The following is a 16,765-nucleotide window of genomic DNA, read 5'->3' as shown; positions in this document are numbered from 1 at the left end:
AACGTTTGCGAGTGAATATGGGAGTGTGCCGCCATTTTGTCAAACCGGCAGCCGGCCTAGTGTGGTGTTTCGCAAGTTCGCACGAGAATTGACCCGGGAATGTTATTGCCGGCAATGCGCCCTGATGCGTCATAGCAGGGCTATGGCGAGAAGCGGCAGCGCCGCCCGGCACCGTCAGGGGCGCAGCCTGCTTCCCGGACACCGCGCTAGCGGCTTGGCATACGGTTAGCCGCCAGGCGCCACGTCGCGGCCAAGGCTGATGATCAGCCACGTTAACGAGTCGGCATTGCTCAAAATCAATGCACGGCGCACGACCGGGTTGGCCAGAAACACCTCCCGGGCCTTATCCAGGTTCTGGGTGCCGGTAAGCTGGAAGACTCGATCGATGGCAGAAGTGGCAACCTCGTCAGCATTCCAGTCGAGCCACCTGCCGTGGTCGTAGCTTCTGAACAGATGCTCGCTGGGGGTGGCATAGGTCAGCGACCCCCTTAACGCCGCTAGGCGGTTGAGCAATACCACGGGTAAATGTGGGTGTAACAGGTCGACGAAAGGTGAGTTGGCTTCGAGGTAGGCAATATCGACGCTGTCGGTATTAACGTGCGTCAGCTCATGCAGGATCACCGCCGCACGATGATGAAGGCGTACATCGAAGCCGGCCCGCGCGGCCTCCTCACTGATATCGGGGAACATCGGCCCATCGAAGAACTGCTCGGTAAGGTAGAGGCGCCGGAGTGGATCGTCTGGCACCACGAACGACAACGTATCGTGTTTGTTCAGCTTGTTGACGCCGGTCACCCAACGGCTACCATCGCGGTCGCGCAACGAGACGCTGTTGGCGTCTTCATACACGCTTTCGATTTTCTCGCGCAGCGCTTGCACCAAGTCGTTGCCCAGGGCATCGGGCCCGAACGTATTGCGAAGCACCCGCTGAACGCGGGCGGGCAATTGGCCGTTGGCTGGTAGCTTTTGCAGGGCCGAGTCAAGATAACGCTGGGCCTGTTGCAAACCGGTTTCGATATCCACGGCTTGGCTGATATTGGCGGCGCGGATTTGCGCCAACCCCTCGTACCGCATGTCAAAAAGTGAATTAAGTTCCGTCAGGTTACCTAGCCTTACGGGCAGTTGCCCTTCTACCGGCGAGCCGCCCCTGAGCCCGGTCCAATCAAGCCGCCAGCGGCTTTGCGCGTCGCGCATAACCGCCGGCCCGCGCCGCCCTTTCGCATCGACGATACGCCATTGATCGTTGAGCAGCCGCACCTGGAATACCTTGCCTTCCACGCTTGCATAATGGTCACCGGCGCGGGTATACAGGCCAAGCGCGGTATCCTTGGGCATTTGCGAAAGCACCGCGTCCGACACCTCAAAGGCCAACAGCCGCCGCGCCAGCGCAGCCGGCAATGCCCCCTGCTGCCAAGAAAACCCCATGCCAGCCGGCAGCCGCGGCCAGCCGGCGGCCATGCCCGCCCTCATCGGCATCAAGCTGCTCATCGCCGCAACCAGTTCCGAGAGTGCCTGGCCCCAGTGCCGGCCCTGCAAGGCGGCAAGCGCATCTACCGCTAACTGCTCGCTTTGCCAAGCGCCGATGACCAAGGCAAAAGGCACCGGCAGAAACATCGAGCCTTGCTCCAGCGCCAGCGTAAGCAAGTAGCGCAAATCCCGCCAGCGCCCTTCCTGGCTGGTTACGCACTGCGCGGCGGCCATCGCTTTGAGCAACACCAGGTTATCGCTGTAAAGGTGCGCCAGCACGTTGCCGGGTAGCACATCGAAGCATACCTTGATCGGCCTGGGCCGATACCACGGCACGAAAAAATCATCTTCCACCGACCAGCGCAGATGCGGCTCATTGAAGCCGCCGTTGTCATACACGGTTCGCCGATCGGGCGCCAAACGCTCAAGTATCAGCGCCTGCAAGGGCGCCTCGCTGCGGATGGCGGCCTGCAACGCCTCCATGTTGTCGAAGCGGCGGAACGGCGGCGTGGTGATGTATAACCCAAAGAGCACCACTGCCCCCGGTTGCCCCGGGCGGCCGATCAGGTACAGGCCATGAACCTTGTCTGGTACTTGATCGGCTGCGGCGCTCAGGGTCATCTGGGTAAACGCTACGTCTGCCAGCCCTGCGTCGTTACGGGCAGTGGTGTCGGGCAACTGGACCACCCGCTCGACCCAGTCAAAGCCCTGTTTGCCGAGCGTACCGTCAAGCTTCTGCGCCCAAGCGCCCATCAACATCTGCCGGCGCATCTGGCGGTAAAAGCGCCCTTGGCGCATGTGCAACAGGGGGCTCGCGGGGCCAAGCTGCTCATCGAGCAAGCGCCGGTATTGCCTGCCGCAATCGAGTTCGCGCACCAGGTTACGCACGTAAACTGTGCTGAGCGCCGCTGGCAAGGGCTCATTGCCTGCCGGGTGCAAAGAGACCGTTGCGCTGACCCAATCCCAATGCTGTAACGCCCACGCGCTCAATGTTTCGCTATGCATCTGCACGGCGGCGGTGATGGCCGATGGCAGGTTACCCAGTGCCACCGGGGCCGGAACATACACCCGGCTCTGGACGGTGATTCGATCCGGGTCCAATTGGCCCATCCCATCGGCTACCAGCCGCTTCTGAACTCGGTCCCGGGCAAATGCTTCCAGCGATGGCAGGCCTTCTAGGTAGTCCTGGGCAGGGCCCGCCGCTTGCGAGCAGTCCGTGAGGTAGTCGATGAATACCTGGCGGTCGGGCACGCTCGCCTGCAACCACCATTGCGGTAGCAACTCGGTCGCCTGCTGGGCGGTCCATAGCTTGGTCAGCCGCCCTAGGCCTTCCCCCAACGAATCGATCCCCGAGGCCATATCCAACAGCGTGGCGAACAGGGCAGCAGGGAAACGTTCGGCACGCGCCTGAGCTAGCACCAGCAACGCCTCATGATGCTGGCGGCCATAAGTACTTTTGCCCAGCCGATGCAAGGCGCCGCCCTGCATGTGCCAGGGCGTGACGGTGTACACCTGGCCAGTGGCGGTCAGGGGCGACGCTTTGAGCCGGAGACGGTCAACGACACACACCGCCTGATACCAGTGCTGGGCGTAGTCATGGCTGCGCAAAGCCCGCGCAACCCCATCACGGACCTGCGAAAACCGTTCGCAACCGGCCAACCCGGTGGCAGCGGACCAGAACAATACCGGGCCGGCGGCCAATGGCAGCGGCGCGTTCGCCTCTGCAACCGGGCGCCGGCATAACACCAGCACATTCAACAGCCGCAGCATCGGCAGTTCGGCGCGGCCGCCGACGTCTAGCCCGAACGCCTGTACACTGGGCGAGCCGTCCAACGCCGCGTCCAGCAGTTCCAACAGCGGTTCAGGCAATAAGCGTGCACGGCGTGCAAACTCAAGCTCAATGAGCAACAGATTTTCCAAGGTGTCGCTCATCACCTGCGCGGTCGATACCCAGCGCTGATTCAGCCGGTGCCCGTACTTGAATACCGTTTCAAACTGTTGGGCATACGCGTCGTCAAAACGTGTGGCCTGTACATCGAGAAAATAATCCAGTAGCGCCACGCTCAAGCCGGGCGCTATGGAATGGGCCCCGCCGCCAATACGGGTATCCGGCGCCAAAGGGCCGGGCGAAGCGCCGCTGACCCGTTCCAATAACAATTGCGGCAGTGTGATATCGCGCGGCGGCCCATCGCCTTGGCGGTAATGCATCACGGCATAAGCGGGGTTCAAGGCCAAGTCGAACACGCTCAGCAGCGGCGTGAGCATGTCCGAGGCTACATCTTCCGCGGTTGGGTGGGCAAAGCTTAACTCTATTCGGATGGCGCGCAGCAGCATCAGGCGCTCTACAATATCGAACGCCTTGGTCGGTATGGTGCGCGGGTTGAAGGGCGCCGGTACATTGCTGGCATACACCTCGGACCAACGGCGAGCCGGGTCCAGCCGGGCCAAGCGCGGGTCGATCCGCCGGCGCAGGTCGAGTGCGTCGTCGAACAAGCACACCCCTTCGGCATCTGGTATCCCGGCGTTGAGCCCTTCCAGCACATCCTCTACGTTGGCACGCTGTACGGCCAACAAGCTTTCGATCACCGCGTCGATACCCATGCCGCTGGCGGGTACTGTCCTCAACGCCCGAACGGGGCTACTCGACCACAGGCGCCGCGCGGTGGTGCCTAGGCCATCGACCGCCGGGGAATCCTTCTGGGCCAATTGGCTAAGCGCCTCCGAAACGGACGCGAACCAACTCAAGCCGGCCGTTGGCAGGTATAACCAGCATCCGTGCACACCCGCGAGGCGCCAAATCAACGACCCTGCAACGGGATAGAATTGCTCGCCAAGCGGAAACACCAAGGTCATCGTCTCCACGGCGCTTTGCTCGGCGTAGGCGGTTAGCAGGCGTTGGGAGTTCTCGAGGCCTTGGCATATGCGGCCGCGCGCCTCGAACAGGGCTTGGTAAAGGCCATCAAGGTAGGCCAAGCGCAGCAAGCCCCTGCGCGAAAACGCCCCTTCGGGCTCGGCCCACCAGTGGTGCAGCCAAGCCGTTGCTGTCTCCGGCAAGAGCACCCCGTTGAGCCCGCTCAGCCTTGGCAGATGGCACAGCATCCCGGCCGTATAGGTTAAGCGCTCGCAGCGCGCTCGCAGCGCGCTTCAAGGTAGGCGCGCATTTGTGCCTCGAACGGTGCGCCTTGGATCTGCGTCGCCTCCAGCAGCGGAACGATACCCCTGGCCTTTAACGTGCCGGTAAGCTCAGCGCGCGAGGCGAAACGCTCTACTCCCCGCGACAAGCTAAACAAATAGACCGGATCGGCCTCGCCGCGGCTGATCAGTAAGGCACCCACCAAGCTTGGGTCGGTGAGATTGCCGGGGCCGTAAGACACCGTATCGGCACGAAAACCCAGGTGCTGGTATTCCGGTTGCAAGCTTTGCAGCAGCAGGGCCGATTCACCGGGCGGCACGCGGCCTGCCTGTATGGCCGCACTCACCGCACGAACGAAGTAACCGTGAAGGTGAACAGTGTGGAAAAACGGTAACGAGGGGGTAGGCATGTGCGGTATTCCGTTGTCTGAAAGCCGCAACGTAGCCTGCCCCCGAGTGCGCCATGCGCTATATAGCACTATACCGCTGTTTCGGTCACCGACTCGCGCCCCAACTGCAACACCAACCAGGTCACCGAGTCGGCATTGCTCAGGATGACCTCGTTGCGTATCACCGGGTCCGCTTGGTACGCCGCGATCGCCCCGGCAAGGTCGTTCTGCCGGGTCAGCGCCAGCAGTCGGCGCAGCGCTGAACGGTCCGCATTGGTCGCTGAGGCCCCGCCTAGCATGCTGAACAAGCGGCCGGAGGGCGTATCATGGCTAAGCGAACGGCGCTCGGCCTCTATTTGTACCCTGTCGCTGCCCCCCAGGGAGGGGTCGATCAAGTCTGCATACGGCGCGCTCAACCCCAGGTAGGCCAGGTCATCGGTGCGCAGGCTCCAGTGCGATAACTCATGGATCAGCACGGCCGATTGCAGATAACGCAGCGGGTCGAAGCCTGCCCGCAACGCTTTAGGATCCACCGCGCGGACCACCGACGGGTCGAAAAAGGCGTCGCTGAGAAATACGCGGCGTTTGGGGTCTGTGTTGACGATGAACGCGACATTGAGTTCATTGCCTGGGGCGGGGCTACACAACACCCAGCGCTCGCCATCGCGTAGCGACGTGCCGACCGCTTCGGCGTAAATGTTATCGACCATGCCGTGCAAGCGTTTAGCCAGGGCCGGCGTCGCTTGCCCGGGGCCGAAGGTGTCCTCAAGCACGGCGCGTACATCCTCCGCGAGGTTGCCCGGCGTTGCCAACTTGCGCAAGGCACGGTGCAAAATGCGCTGCGCGTGGATCAGGCTACCTTCCAACTGGATGGCGCGGCTGGGCTTGAAGCGGCGGATCTCACGCAGGCCATTTTCGGTAATCACAAACTGGTCTTTCAGCGTGTCAAGCACCCTCTCACGGCGGTAGCGGCTGGTCACGGGGCCACCACCACTCAAGCCAAGCGCCAGTTGCCAACGGTTTTGTGCGCCCAGCCGGATCGGTGGGCCCCATTGGTTTTGCCGGTCGAGAATATGCCACTGGCCAGCCTGCTGGCCCACTTGGAACACCTTGCCCTCAACGCTTGCATAATGCTGCTCGCCGTCCAGGTACAGCTGCATCGATGGCACCGGGGTGAGTTGCGCCAGCTCCCGGTCGGTCACCTCCATGGCCGCCAGGCGCCGGCGAAGCTCGGCCGGTAACTGGCTGCCGGGGCGCCAGGCGAAGGTTTCCGGGCGCGGGGTGGCGTGTGGCCCTGGCGCCGCCACCGAGAACAGGTTAACCATCGCCGCGACCATTTCCGACAGTGCTTGGCCCCATTTACGGTTACGCGCCGCCGCCAGGGCTTGCCCGGCCAATTGCCGGCTCTGCCATAGCCCGATCACCACCGCGAACGGAATGGGTAGGAACATCGACCCCTGTTCCACGGCAAGGCCGATCAGGTAGCGAAAGTCTTGCCAGCGCGCCTCTTCGGCCGTGGCAGTCTGCGCCCTGGCCATCCTGCGCAGCAGCTCCAGGTTATCGTCATACATCTGGCGAAAGGCATTGCCGGTGACCGCTTCTGTGACCCATTCGGCTGGCCGGACCGGGGAGACCAGGTCGGTCACCGCCTCGGGGAAAAACCGGTTCAAATGCGGCCGCGCCAATCCGCCGGCCGCGTATATCGGCCGGCGCGAAGGGTCGAGCCGTTCGATCAGCGCATCCTGTAGCCCCTCGTCGCTGTGCAGGGCGCGCTCGAACGCCTCGCTGCTGGTGTACTCAACGAACGCTGCCTGCCGCGAGTACAACATGAATACCACCACCGGCCCACTGCCCGCTGGGTTGCGTAACACATAAACACCCTGGCACGTATCGACCCCCAAGCCGGGCGCGGCCCTCAGTTGCAGCAGCGACAGGGCAGCCCCTTCGATGCCTGCGTCGCGTCGGGCTTGGGCATCGGGTGCCTGGGCCACCCGCTCGATCATCGCAAATGCCACTTCGCCCAGGACACCTTGCAGTTTCAGGGCGAAGGCGGTCATCAACATTTGCCGGCGCATCTGCTCGGTGAAGCGCGTGCGGCGTAGGCCATGGGTGGGGCTATCACGGCTGAGCGTACTTTCGAGCAGGCGCCGGTAATGGCCGCCGCAATCCAGGCTCCTGACCATTTGGCGTACATACAGGGGGGTCAGCCCGCTTGGCAATGGGCTGCCATCGTCCAGGCTGAGTATCATGGTTTCACGCAGCCACGCTGTTGCTTGTAGCACGGCCTCGGTCAGGCTTTGGGTGTGCTGGCTGACTGCGGCGGGGATGGCCGATGGCAGGTTACCGATCGCCACGGGGGCGGGAATGTAAGCACGGCTGATGATCCTTACGCGGTCAGGGTCGAGGGACGCGCTGAAGCCGTCATCGAGCAGGCGTCGGCGCACTTCCTGCCCGGCGAAAGCCTCAAGGCCCGGCATGCCTTCCAGGTAGTCCTGGCTAGGCGAGGCCACCTGTACGCATTCGCGCAAGTAATGGATAAATCGGTGTTGGTCTTGTGTAGAGGCCTTCAATACCCAGGCTGGCAGCACCCTTTCAGCCTGCCGATCGGCCCAGGCCGCGGCTAACCTGGACACTGCCGGCGCCAGGCTGTCGTCAATCGCCACCTCATCGAGCAACACGCTGGTAATTCGTGCACCAAAACGACCGAGGCGCACCAACTCCAGAGCTTCCAGGCATTGCTGCAACCGGCGCCCATGGGCACTTTTGTGCAGCCGGTGGAGCAGTCCACCTTGCATCGGCCAATAACTGGCTTTCATGGTTACCGGCGTGTGTTGGTCATACAGTACCTCCAGCATCGCGCCATCAACCCGTGGCAACAGCCCAAGGTACGGGTTATCGACGCCCGGCCGCTTCAGCTTGGCGATGATAAGCTCACCCAGTTCCTCCAGGTTCAAGGCTGTCTGTATGCCCAGCGCCGCGGACCAAAACAGCACCACGCGATTATCGTTTCCCTCGCTGAGCGCCGGCTGGAGGCGGAGCACGGCGACGTCGGCCAGCCGCACCGCAGCCTGCTCCTCGTTCAGTTCCAGGTCTATACCGAAAGCCTGGACCGAGGTACTGCCCTCAAGCGCCGCCTGTAGTAACCCCAACGCCGGTGTCGGCAACCAACCGTCGCGTACCGCCAACGCCAAATCGGCACGCAGCACCCATTCCAGGGCACGTTCCATCATCGAAGTGGCGTCGACCCAGCGGCCATTGACCCGTTGCCCGTGATGGTAGAGCCGGTCCAAATGCGCCTGATACCGCTCGGCAAAGGTGGGGATGGCGCGGTCTAGCCAAAATTCAAGGCCTTCAACATCCAGCCCGGCGGCCGGATCGCGGCTTTCCCACTGCACCGTCGCGGTACGCGGTAATGGCCCGGACAATCGGCCAGTGAAGCGTTCGATCAGTAGGTCACCAAGCGAGACTGTATATAACAGCTGCTCGTGATCGAAGCTGACCCTCACTTGTTGCGGGGTGAGCGCCTCGTCGAACACCACGAGCCAGGGCCTGAGCAAACCGTCGATCACCTGTTGTACACCCGGCTGGGCAAGGCCGATGTCCCTGCGGCTTTCGCGAACCTGTTCCAACAAGGCGATCACCTCGGCCTCATTGTCCGGGATAAGCGGATCGGGCACCGCTGCCAACTCTGCCGCACTCAGGTTAACCCAGCGCGCCGTGGGATCCAGGGCACTCAGGCGGCGGTCTAGGCGCAGGCGAATATCCAACGCGTTTTCTGCCTCGATCATTACCTCCTCTGCAGGCCGCTGCCCATGACTGAGGAGAGCATCGTAGACATCGGCACGCTGCGCCGCACAAATATCCTCAATCGCCTGGGCAAACGGGTCAGCCGCAAGCGGTGCCAGCACCAACCGTGGCGGCTCGCCCTGGTGCCAACGCGCACGCTGGGTGGTGGGTATGTTTATAGGTGCCAGTGGTGAGTTGGCTTGTGCATGTAACAGCGCCTGCTCATCGCTATACCACGCCACACCGCTATGCGGCGTGAACACGCAGCGCTGCGGCTGGTCGTTGAAGAACCACACCAGGGTGCCCGCCAGGGGAACCTCTTCGCCGTCCCACTGCAGCATTAGGCGTGCCCAACGGACGTTTTCAGCGTAGGGGGCCGCCTGCAGCAACGCCATGGCGAACAATGGTACCGGCGACTGCCGGGCCATGAGCAAGATTTGATAAAAACCTGCGCAGTACGCCTGCTTGATCTGCGCCAGGCGGCCATTCACCTCCGGCCCCTTTTCCCAGAACGCCTGCAACGCCGCCAGCGCGGCAGTCGGTTCGCCTTGTGCTGAACTCAGTTGCCGATCGAGCACTGGCAATGCCGCAAGCGCTTCGGCCGTGAGCGCCAGGTTCGAGGCCCGGTGCTGCAAGTAGTGTTCCATTTGTGCGCGAAACGGCCGGCGCTCGATCAGCTCTAATGCCAAGCCCTCCGTGTCGATGCCTTGGTCCGCGAGCGCTTGCCTGAGTTGCCCGTGGCTCGCATAGCGCTTGATGCCGGCCAGGGCTGTAAATAGGTACACGGGCGCCGCGTCGGGCAGGGCAAGCGCCAACGCGCCGTGCAAATAAGCATCGAGGACTTGGCCCGGCGCAGGCACGAACCGATCATAACGCCCCAAGCGCGGATCATGGTCCACTGCAACCAGGTTGATGAGCGCATCATGCTCTTGCGCGGTCACCCCCCCAACCTGCCTAAGCTGCTGCAAGTGGTCAATGAACTGCTGGCGCAATACTGTTGCGTGGAAGAATGGGAAAACAACGGTGGGCATAGGGAACTCCGGCGGTAATAAACCGCCACCCTAGCGCCTGCAGCGCCCCCTCCCGCCGTACATATGTGGTGCCGCCAGCGGGCGGCTGCGCCGTTACACGCCTGCGCCGAGTTGCACAGCCAACAGCGCTGCGCCGACCACGGCCGCATACAGCACGATAGCGGCTAACGCCCCTTGGCGTGCAGCGCCTAGCAAATTCGTATATTTCATGGGCACACAGCCTCTACCCCTTTTGACGACGAGCCGACCGGTCAGGCCGGGCATAAAACATACCCGCGGCGCGCGTACTAACAGAAATTGTTTGTACCAGTAGCGGCTATCGATTTACTCAATGGTTACGCGCCAGAAACTTCAAATCGGAGGGGGCATCCTGCTTGAAGGTTTGTACGGTGCGACCAAGCAGGCCGGTTTTCTCGTCACGCTCGATCACCACAATAGCGTTGCTTTTTTGGTCAGCCACCAATACATAGCGCCCGGTCGGGTCAAGGGTGAACTCCCGCGGGTGGTCGCCGTCAACCGACCTGCGCTGCAACGCCTTGAGTTTGCCGTCGTCAGGGTTCACCGCATATACCACTATTTGGTTAACGGTGCCGCGGTTGCTCACATAAAGGAACTTGCCATCGGCAGAAAAATGCAACGCGCCACCCGCGCCCTGCCCGGGTTTATCGGCGAGGTTAAGCAGTTGTGTGCGCACCAAGTTGCCCGCCCGATAGTCGAACACCGCCACCTGTGCGGCCATTTCGAGGGTCAGATAAGCCTGCTTGCCCGAATGGTTGAACAGCAAATGCCTCGGGCCGCTGCCGGGTGGCAAGATCACCGAACGTGGCGCCGCCGGGTTCAACGGGTAATGCTCGTTGGAGGGCGTGAATTGGTAGATGAACACCTGGTCGGCGCCCAGGTCACTGGCGTACACGTAGTGGCTTTTGTTGGGCGATGACACCACCGAATGTACATGGCTGCTGGCCTGGCGCTGCGGGTCTATGTGGCTGGCCGTGTGCTGGAACGTCTGCTCGACCTTGCCCAGCTTGCCGTCATCGTCCACGGCGAGCACCACCAGGCTGGGTTTCCCCTGGGCATGCACGGCGTAATTGGAGACGAACACGAAGTCACCGTCGGTACTGATACTGACGTGGGTGGGCTCGTCCCCCCCGGTCGGCTGCTGGCTGATCAAGCTGATGGTGTTGTCCAGCCCGATGGCATAGCTACTGACCTTGCCGACCGGGTCCTTCTGCCCTGGGCCATTTTCGTTGGCCACGAATAGCCGGGTCTGCTTGTGGTTGACCGCCAGCCACGACGGGTTTTCGGCCGGGATTACCTGCAGCGGCTTGGCCTGTATTTGCCCCGTGGCGGTGTCGAAACGGTAGCGGTAGATCCCTTCACTGGTTCCGGCCGTGTAGGTACCCACCAGCAAGTCATAACCGCTCGCGGCAGCGTAGGACGACACCGAACCCAGGCCGACACCCGCAGCCAGCAACGTAGACATGAAAACTCGCAACATGATGCACATCCTTGATCGATCAAATGATGCGCGCCGAAGTTAAACCCAAAACGGCAAGGCGGACGCGAGGCTGGCGCTTATTCGTTTTCTTCTTCAGCGGCGATAATCGCGTCCATGCAGGCCAACCGATGGGGTCCGTCCACATCATCGATCAGCCATAGGCCCGCGCTGTCGTCGTAACGGGCTTGGCTGACAGCTTCTGGGACAAAGTGCCATCGTTTCAGTTCACGGCCATCCATGCATTCGATGCTTAAACCTTTTTCATCCAAGCTGAAGCTGAAAGCATGGAGGTCATCGATCAATAGCATGTCAGCCGTTTGCAAGGCATCGCTTAAAAGGGGCATGGGCCGGTCCGGCGGTGGCGTGATCAATGGTTGGGCAATTCGACGCCTTCGAACAGCGCTTCCATTTCTTGCTTATTGTGGCAAGCAATGGCCTTGGCCATGACTTCGCGGGTAAGGTGTGGCGCGAAGCGCTCGATGAAATCGCACATGAAACCGCGCAAGAAGGTGCCACGGCGAAAGCCTATTTTGGTGATGCTCGGTTCGAACAAATGGTCGGCATCGATCACCACCAAATCGCTGTCAAGCTTGGGGTCGACCGCCATGTGCGCCACGATACCCACGCCCAGGCCCAGGCGCACGTACGTCTTGATCACGTCGGCGTCTGCCGCGGTGAACACCACTTTAGGGGTCAGGCCCTTTTGCTGGAATGCCTCATCTAGCTTGGAGCGGCCGGTAAACCCGAACACATAGGTCACTATGGGGTGTTCGGCCAGGGCCTCCAGGGTAAGCTTCGGCACTTTCGCCAGCGGATGGCCTTGGGGCACCACCACGGTGCGGTTCCAACGGTAGCAGGGCATCATGATCAAATCGCCAAACAGCTCCAGCGCTTCGGTGGCGATGGCGAAGTCCACGGTGCCGTCGGCCGCCATCTCGGCGATCTGCATCGGCGAGCCCTGGTGCATATGCAGGGCCACTTCCGGGTATTGCTTGATGAACGCGCTGATCACCGGCGGCAACGCATAACGGGCTTGGGTATGCGTGGTCGCGATCGACAGCGTGCCTTTTTTCTCATTGGAGAATTCCTGGGCGATCTGTTTGATGCTTTCGACTTTGCGCAGGATTTCTCCCGCTGTCTGGATAATCCGCTCCCCGGCCGGCGTTACGCGGGTTAGATGCTTGCCACTGCGGGCGAACACCTCCACGCCTAGCTCATCTTCGAGCAACCGAATTTGCTTGCTGATCCCCGGTTGGGAGGTATAAAGGCTCTGCGCCGTGGCCGAGACATTCAGGTCATGGTGGGCGACTTCCCAGATATAGCGCAGTTGCTGAAGCTTCATGTAGATCCCTCGGGACAGGAAGGCGCCCTGGCCAGCTTCGGCCACAGCGGGGCCAGCAGCGGCCCGTTTAGTTTTATAACTATATTTGATAGTCCGGAGAAGAATCTAGAACTGTTTTGCAATTATTTCAATGTGCTACCGCCATCGCCGGCCGCGGCACCAAGTAAACGGGCGCACTCGCTAGCTGCAGTACCCGGCTGGCGGTGCGGCCCAACGCGGGTGCTTGGTTGCTGCCAGCGCAGCGGTTCCCCATGACCAGCAGGTCCACATCAAGGCGCCGTGCCTGATCCAGAATCACCTCGGCCGCGTCGCCCTGGACCACGCGCACGGCCTGGATCAGCGCCAGATCGTGGCCGCTGTCGGCCAGGTCGTCGTGTAACTCTTGAAGCACCCGTTGCTCGATGGCCACAAGCACGTCACTGATCTTCTGCTGTTGCAGGGTATGCAGGGCAGCATCGTTAAGATAGCTGCGCAACACCGACTCGCCGAACCGGCCGATCGGCTCTACCGCATGCACCACATGCAGCTCGGCCTTGAATGCCCTGGCCAGGGCCAGGGCATGTTGCAGCACATACGGTGCATAAATGCCAAGATCCGTGGCATACAGCATCGAGCGGATCATCTGACCTCCCAGGCCACCTACGCGATGGTGGAAACTTTACTGAGCGTAGCAGGCCCGGCGGCGCCCCGCCGAAAAGGCGCACATAGACCCACACCCATGCCGTAAGTTTCATCGTTCGGATGGCCAACCCGCAGCAAAAGGCTGCCAGTGGGCTGGCAGCCATTGCCGCTGGCCGCCCGAACGCGCTAAGGTTCGCCTCCTGCCGCGCCTACCTCTGTCGCGGCCCTGCCCGTGACAGCCAAAACCCAAAGAGTACCCTGATGGCCGACTTACCGATCAACGACCTCAACGTTGCTTCCAACGATACTTTGATTACCCCGGAGCAACTGAAGCAGGACATCCCGCTGAGCGAGGCGGCCCTGCGCACCGTGACCGCCGGCCGCAACACGATACGCAACATCCTCGACGGCACCGACCACCGCCTGTTCGTGGTCATCGGCCCCTGCTCGATCCACGACATCAAGGCGGCCCACGAATATGCCGAACGCCTGAAGGCGCTGGCGGAAAAAGTCTCCAGCAGCCTGTACCTGGTGATGCGCGTGTACTTCGAGAAGCCTCGCACCACCGTGGGCTGGAAAGGGCTGATCAACGATCCCTACTTGGATGACTCGTTCAAGATCCAGGATGGGCTGCACATCGGCCGCCAATTGCTTCTGGACCTCGCCGAAATGGGTTTGCCCACGGCCACCGAGGCGCTGGACCCCATTTCGCCGCAGTACCTGCAAGACTTGATCAGCTGGTCGGCGATTGGCGCGCGCACCACCGAATCGCAAACACACCGGGAAATGGCGTCGGGGCTGTCGTCGGCGGTCGGCTTCAAGAATGGCACCGATGGCGGCCTCGCCGTGGCCATCAATGCGCTGCAATCGGTGTCTAAGCCGCACCGCTTTTTAGGTATCAACCAGCAAGGGGGCGTGTCGATCGTCACCACCAAGGGTAACCCCTACGGGCACGTGGTATTGCGCGGCGGAAACGGCAAGCCCAACTACGATTCGGTCAGTGTGGCCCTGTGCGAACAAGACTTGGCTAAAGCGAAGGTGCGTGCCAACTTGATGATCGACTGCAGCCATGCCAACTCCAACAAAGACCCGGCCCTGCAACCGTTGGTGATGGAAAACGTCGCCAACCAAATTCTCGAAGGCAACCGCTCGATCATCGGGTTAATGGTTGAAAGCCACCTGAATTGGGGCTGCCAAGCGATCCCGAAAAACCTTGCCGACCTGCAATACGGCGTGTCGATCACCGATGCCTGCATCGATTGGGACACTACCGAGCGAACGCTTCTCGCCATGCATGAAAAACTCAAAGGCATCCTGCCTAACCGCACCCGGTTTTAACCTGCCCTGGGAGGGGCGCAGGTACCTGCCCACCGGCAGCTCAGCCGGGTTGGTTATGCCGTTGCGGATGGCGTTCCATGTAGCGCTCGACATAAGAGCATGAAGGTATCACCGTGTACCCCATGCGGTCGGCGTATTCCAAGGCAGTCGCCGCCAGTGCTGCGGCAATGCCGCGCCCGCGCAGCGCCGAGGGCACGAAGGTGCGATAGATATCGAGTGTCTGTTTACCTAAGTCCATGTAGGTCAGGTAGGCACGGTGCCCATCCACGACGGTCTCGAACTGGTGACCGTCCTGGTCGTGATGGATAGCAAACGCCTCGCTCATTGCAACTCCTCGCGGGTCTTGTAATCAGACCCCTACCATACCGCCGTTTCGACAGGGTTGGAACTGTTCCCTACACTGCCCTGTTTGACATCGGCCGCGCCGGCACCGTTCAGGCAACCCGCGCGGGGCATGGGCTATAACTGCGCTGGGCAACAGCAATGAACAGACGCACAGTGACCGTAAAAGTCACCTTTGGTTTCACCAACTTGCATACACTGGCTTGACAACTTCCACGGCCAACTGCCGCCTATTGCTCATCGCGTACTGCACAAAAACTGAACAACAGTCGAAGCAGCCGCTCTATACCAACCTGCGGCGCGCAATTTTTTGCGCGTTCTTGCATTGCGTCAGTTTACTTACTACAAGTAATGGGTACTATGTACACCGGCCATATTCTCCTGTGCGAGAGATGGCTACTTAAACTAGAAAGTCCTTGAAGGGGAACACGATGAACAACGTTCTGAAATTCTCTGCTCTGGCTCTGGCTGCCGTTCTGGCTACCGGCTGCAGCAGCGCTTCCAAAGAAACCGAAGCCCGCCTGACCGCTACCGAAGACGCTTCCGCTCGTGCCCAAGCGCGCGCTGACGAGGCCTACCGCAAGGCTGACGAAGCGCTCGCTGCTGCCCAGAAAGCCCAGCAAACCGCTGACGAAGCTAACGAGCGCGCCCTGCGTATGCTCGACAAAGCTTCTCGCAAGTAACCCTGCAGGTTACTTGAACACAAAGGCCGGGCCACTTTCATGGCTCGGCCTTTGTGTTTCAGTAGCCAAGCGCGCTGCGCTGGGGCCACTTTGAACGCCCATTGCAGCGTGCGGCCCAGCCAGCCGCCGCAGGCCATTTGCCCGGCTGTGCAGCCGCCTTTTACTGGCCGCTCACCAGCGTATCATCCGGCGTGCCAATTTCAACCGGCAGCCCATCCTCACCGTTGATCACATCACGCACCGTGTCCCAGTTAACGGTCACATGGCCAGACAAATCCTTGCGGTTGATCAGCGCATTGATCACTGCGGCATGCTTGTCTTCGGTGGACGGATCGCCCTTCGCATCCAGCGGGGTATGGGCTTCGAGGTACAGCTTGCCGCCACTGATGCCGAATTTATAGGGCTCATCGAGGATACGTACCGGGGTGCCGACCGGTACCAGGCCCGACAGCTCGAGTACATCGTTGTTGTACATGCGAAAGCAACCATGGCTGGTACGGGTACCGATACCGAACTTCATGTTCGAACCGTGAATCAAGTAACCCGGCAGTCCCAGTACGAACTTGAACGGCCCCAGCGGGTTATCTGGCCCGGCCGGCACCACCGCTGGCAAGGTGTCGCCGTCGGCGGCATGCTCGGCACGTACCGAAGCCGGCGGCGTCCAGGTGGGGTTGGTGATTTTGGCGATGATCTTGGTGTTGGCCACCGGCGAACCCCAGCCCTCTCGGCCGATACCCAGCGGGTAGGTGCGTACCGTATTGCCGCCCTTGGGGTAGTAGTACAAGCGGTACTCGGCCAAGTTGATCACGATACCTTCTCGCGGCCCGGGCGGCAGGATAAAACGCGTGGGCAGCACGATCTCCGTACCGGCCTTGGGCAGCCAGGCATCCACGCCCGGGTTGGCCGCGATCATTTCCAGGTAGCCAAGGTCGTACTGGTTGCCAAGATCGGCGAAGGTGTCTTCGTAACGGGCCTTGATGGTTTGCACTTGGCCGACGATGTCTTCGCCAGGCGGCGGCAGGGGCAGTTCCAGCGCAGAGGCCGGCCCTGCTACGAACACAGCGGCCAGGGACAGGCAACGGCTAAGGGCGGTGACACGCGGCAACATCCGAACTTCCTTCGCAAGGGTGACGAAT

At 61.4% G+C, this 16,765-nt stretch carries 11 protein-coding genes; 2 read left to right on the top strand and 9 right to left on the bottom strand.

What is annotated here, in order from left to right:
• Positions 1-225: 225 nt before the first annotated feature.
• The 7 genes from HAQ05_RS21245 to HAQ05_RS21215 form a co-directional block, all read right to left on the bottom strand.
• Positions 226-4,521, bottom strand: coding sequence for a dermonecrotic toxin domain-containing protein (locus HAQ05_RS21245; protein WP_190424255.1), 4,296 nt, complete (start codon positions 4,519-4,521; stop codon positions 226-228).
• 59 nt (positions 4,522-4,580) lie between these two features.
• Positions 4,581-5,009 (bottom strand): hypothetical protein, encoded by a 429-nt coding sequence (locus tag HAQ05_RS21240; RefSeq protein WP_190424253.1) that lies wholly within the window; start codon positions 5,007-5,009, stop codon positions 4,581-4,583.
• A 68-nt stretch (positions 5,010-5,077) separates the two neighbouring features.
• Positions 5,078-9,805 (bottom strand): dermonecrotic toxin domain-containing protein, encoded by a 4,728-nt coding sequence (locus tag HAQ05_RS21235; protein ID WP_190424250.1) that lies wholly within the window; start codon positions 9,803-9,805, stop codon positions 5,078-5,080.
• Positions 9,806-10,133: 328 nt separating this feature from the next.
• Positions 10,134-11,306: a lactonase family protein gene (locus HAQ05_RS21230; protein ID WP_420825787.1), complete on the bottom strand. Its 1,173-nt coding sequence runs from the start codon at positions 11,304-11,306 to the stop codon at positions 10,134-10,136.
• A gap of 74 nt (positions 11,307-11,380) precedes the next feature.
• Entirely contained in the window at positions 11,381-11,647 is a 267-nt protein-coding gene (locus tag HAQ05_RS21225; protein ID WP_190424248.1) for a DUF5629 family protein, read from the bottom strand.
• Positions 11,648-11,670: 23 nt separating this feature from the next.
• On the bottom strand, positions 11,671-12,645 hold the full coding sequence (cysB, locus tag HAQ05_RS21220) for an HTH-type transcriptional regulator CysB (RefSeq protein ID WP_190424246.1): 975 nt from the start codon (positions 12,643-12,645) through the stop codon (positions 11,671-11,673).
• 127 nt (positions 12,646-12,772) lie between these two features.
• Complete coding sequence (locus tag HAQ05_RS21215) at positions 12,773-13,267, bottom strand: universal stress protein (RefSeq protein WP_190424244.1); 495 nt, start codon at positions 13,265-13,267, stop codon at positions 12,773-12,775.
• Between the two features lie 260 nt (positions 13,268-13,527).
• Here HAQ05_RS21215 and HAQ05_RS21210 point away from each other — a divergent pair, with 260 nt between their 5' ends.
• Positions 13,528-14,604, top strand: coding sequence for a 3-deoxy-7-phosphoheptulonate synthase (locus HAQ05_RS21210; RefSeq protein WP_190424242.1), 1,077 nt, complete (start codon positions 13,528-13,530; stop codon positions 14,602-14,604).
• Positions 14,605-14,644: 40 nt separating this feature from the next.
• Here HAQ05_RS21210 and HAQ05_RS21205 read toward each other — a convergent pair whose 3' ends face one another.
• On the bottom strand, positions 14,645-14,929 hold the full coding sequence (locus tag HAQ05_RS21205) for a GNAT family N-acetyltransferase (RefSeq protein WP_190424240.1): 285 nt from the start codon (positions 14,927-14,929) through the stop codon (positions 14,645-14,647).
• 448 nt (positions 14,930-15,377) lie between these two features.
• On the opposite strand from HAQ05_RS21205, the gene oprI reads away from it, so the two are divergent.
• The gene (gene oprI / locus HAQ05_RS21200; RefSeq protein WP_008372139.1) at positions 15,378-15,629 is read left to right on the top strand and encodes an outer membrane lipoprotei OprI; all 252 of its coding nucleotides are present in this window, start codon (positions 15,378-15,380) and stop codon (positions 15,627-15,629) included.
• 160 nt (positions 15,630-15,789) lie between these two features.
• Here the strand turns inward: oprI and HAQ05_RS21195 are convergent, their stop codons facing one another.
• Positions 15,790-16,737, bottom strand: coding sequence for a L,D-transpeptidase family protein (locus HAQ05_RS21195; protein WP_190424238.1), 948 nt, complete (start codon positions 16,735-16,737; stop codon positions 15,790-15,792).
• Between the last annotated feature and the right edge of the window lie 28 nt (positions 16,738-16,765).

Origin of the sequence: Pseudomonas typographi, from assembly GCF_014694385.1 — a bacterium.
Lineage (GTDB): Bacteria > Pseudomonadota > Gammaproteobacteria > Pseudomonadales > Pseudomonadaceae > Aquipseudomonas > Aquipseudomonas typographi.
The sequence above is the reverse complement of the archived record's forward strand: the minus strand, read 5'-3'. Positions and strand labels throughout refer to the sequence as shown.

Coding starts and splice junctions, on each gene's coding strand:
- HAQ05_RS21195 (WP_190424238.1), bottom strand. CDS start 16,737: ATGTTGCCGCGTGTCACCGCCCTTAGCCGTTGCCTGTCCCTGGCCGCT.
- HAQ05_RS21210 (WP_190424242.1), top strand. CDS start 13,528: ATGGCCGACTTACCGATCAACGACCTCAACGTTGCTTCCAACGATACT.
- HAQ05_RS21215 (WP_190424244.1), bottom strand. CDS start 13,267: ATGATCCGCTCGATGCTGTATGCCACGGATCTTGGCATTTATGCACCG.
- HAQ05_RS21240 (WP_190424253.1), bottom strand. CDS start 5,009: ATGCCTACCCCCTCGTTACCGTTTTTCCACACTGTTCACCTTCACGGT.
- HAQ05_RS21225 (WP_190424248.1), bottom strand. CDS start 11,647: ATGCCCCTTTTAAGCGATGCCTTGCAAACGGCTGACATGCTATTGATC.
- HAQ05_RS21205 (WP_190424240.1), bottom strand. CDS start 14,929: ATGAGCGAGGCGTTTGCTATCCATCACGACCAGGACGGTCACCAGTTC.
- cysB (WP_190424246.1), bottom strand. CDS start 12,645: ATGAAGCTTCAGCAACTGCGCTATATCTGGGAAGTCGCCCACCATGAC.
- oprI (WP_008372139.1), top strand. CDS start 15,378: ATGAACAACGTTCTGAAATTCTCTGCTCTGGCTCTGGCTGCCGTTCTG.
- HAQ05_RS21235 (WP_190424250.1), bottom strand. CDS start 9,805: ATGCCCACCGTTGTTTTCCCATTCTTCCACGCAACAGTATTGCGCCAG.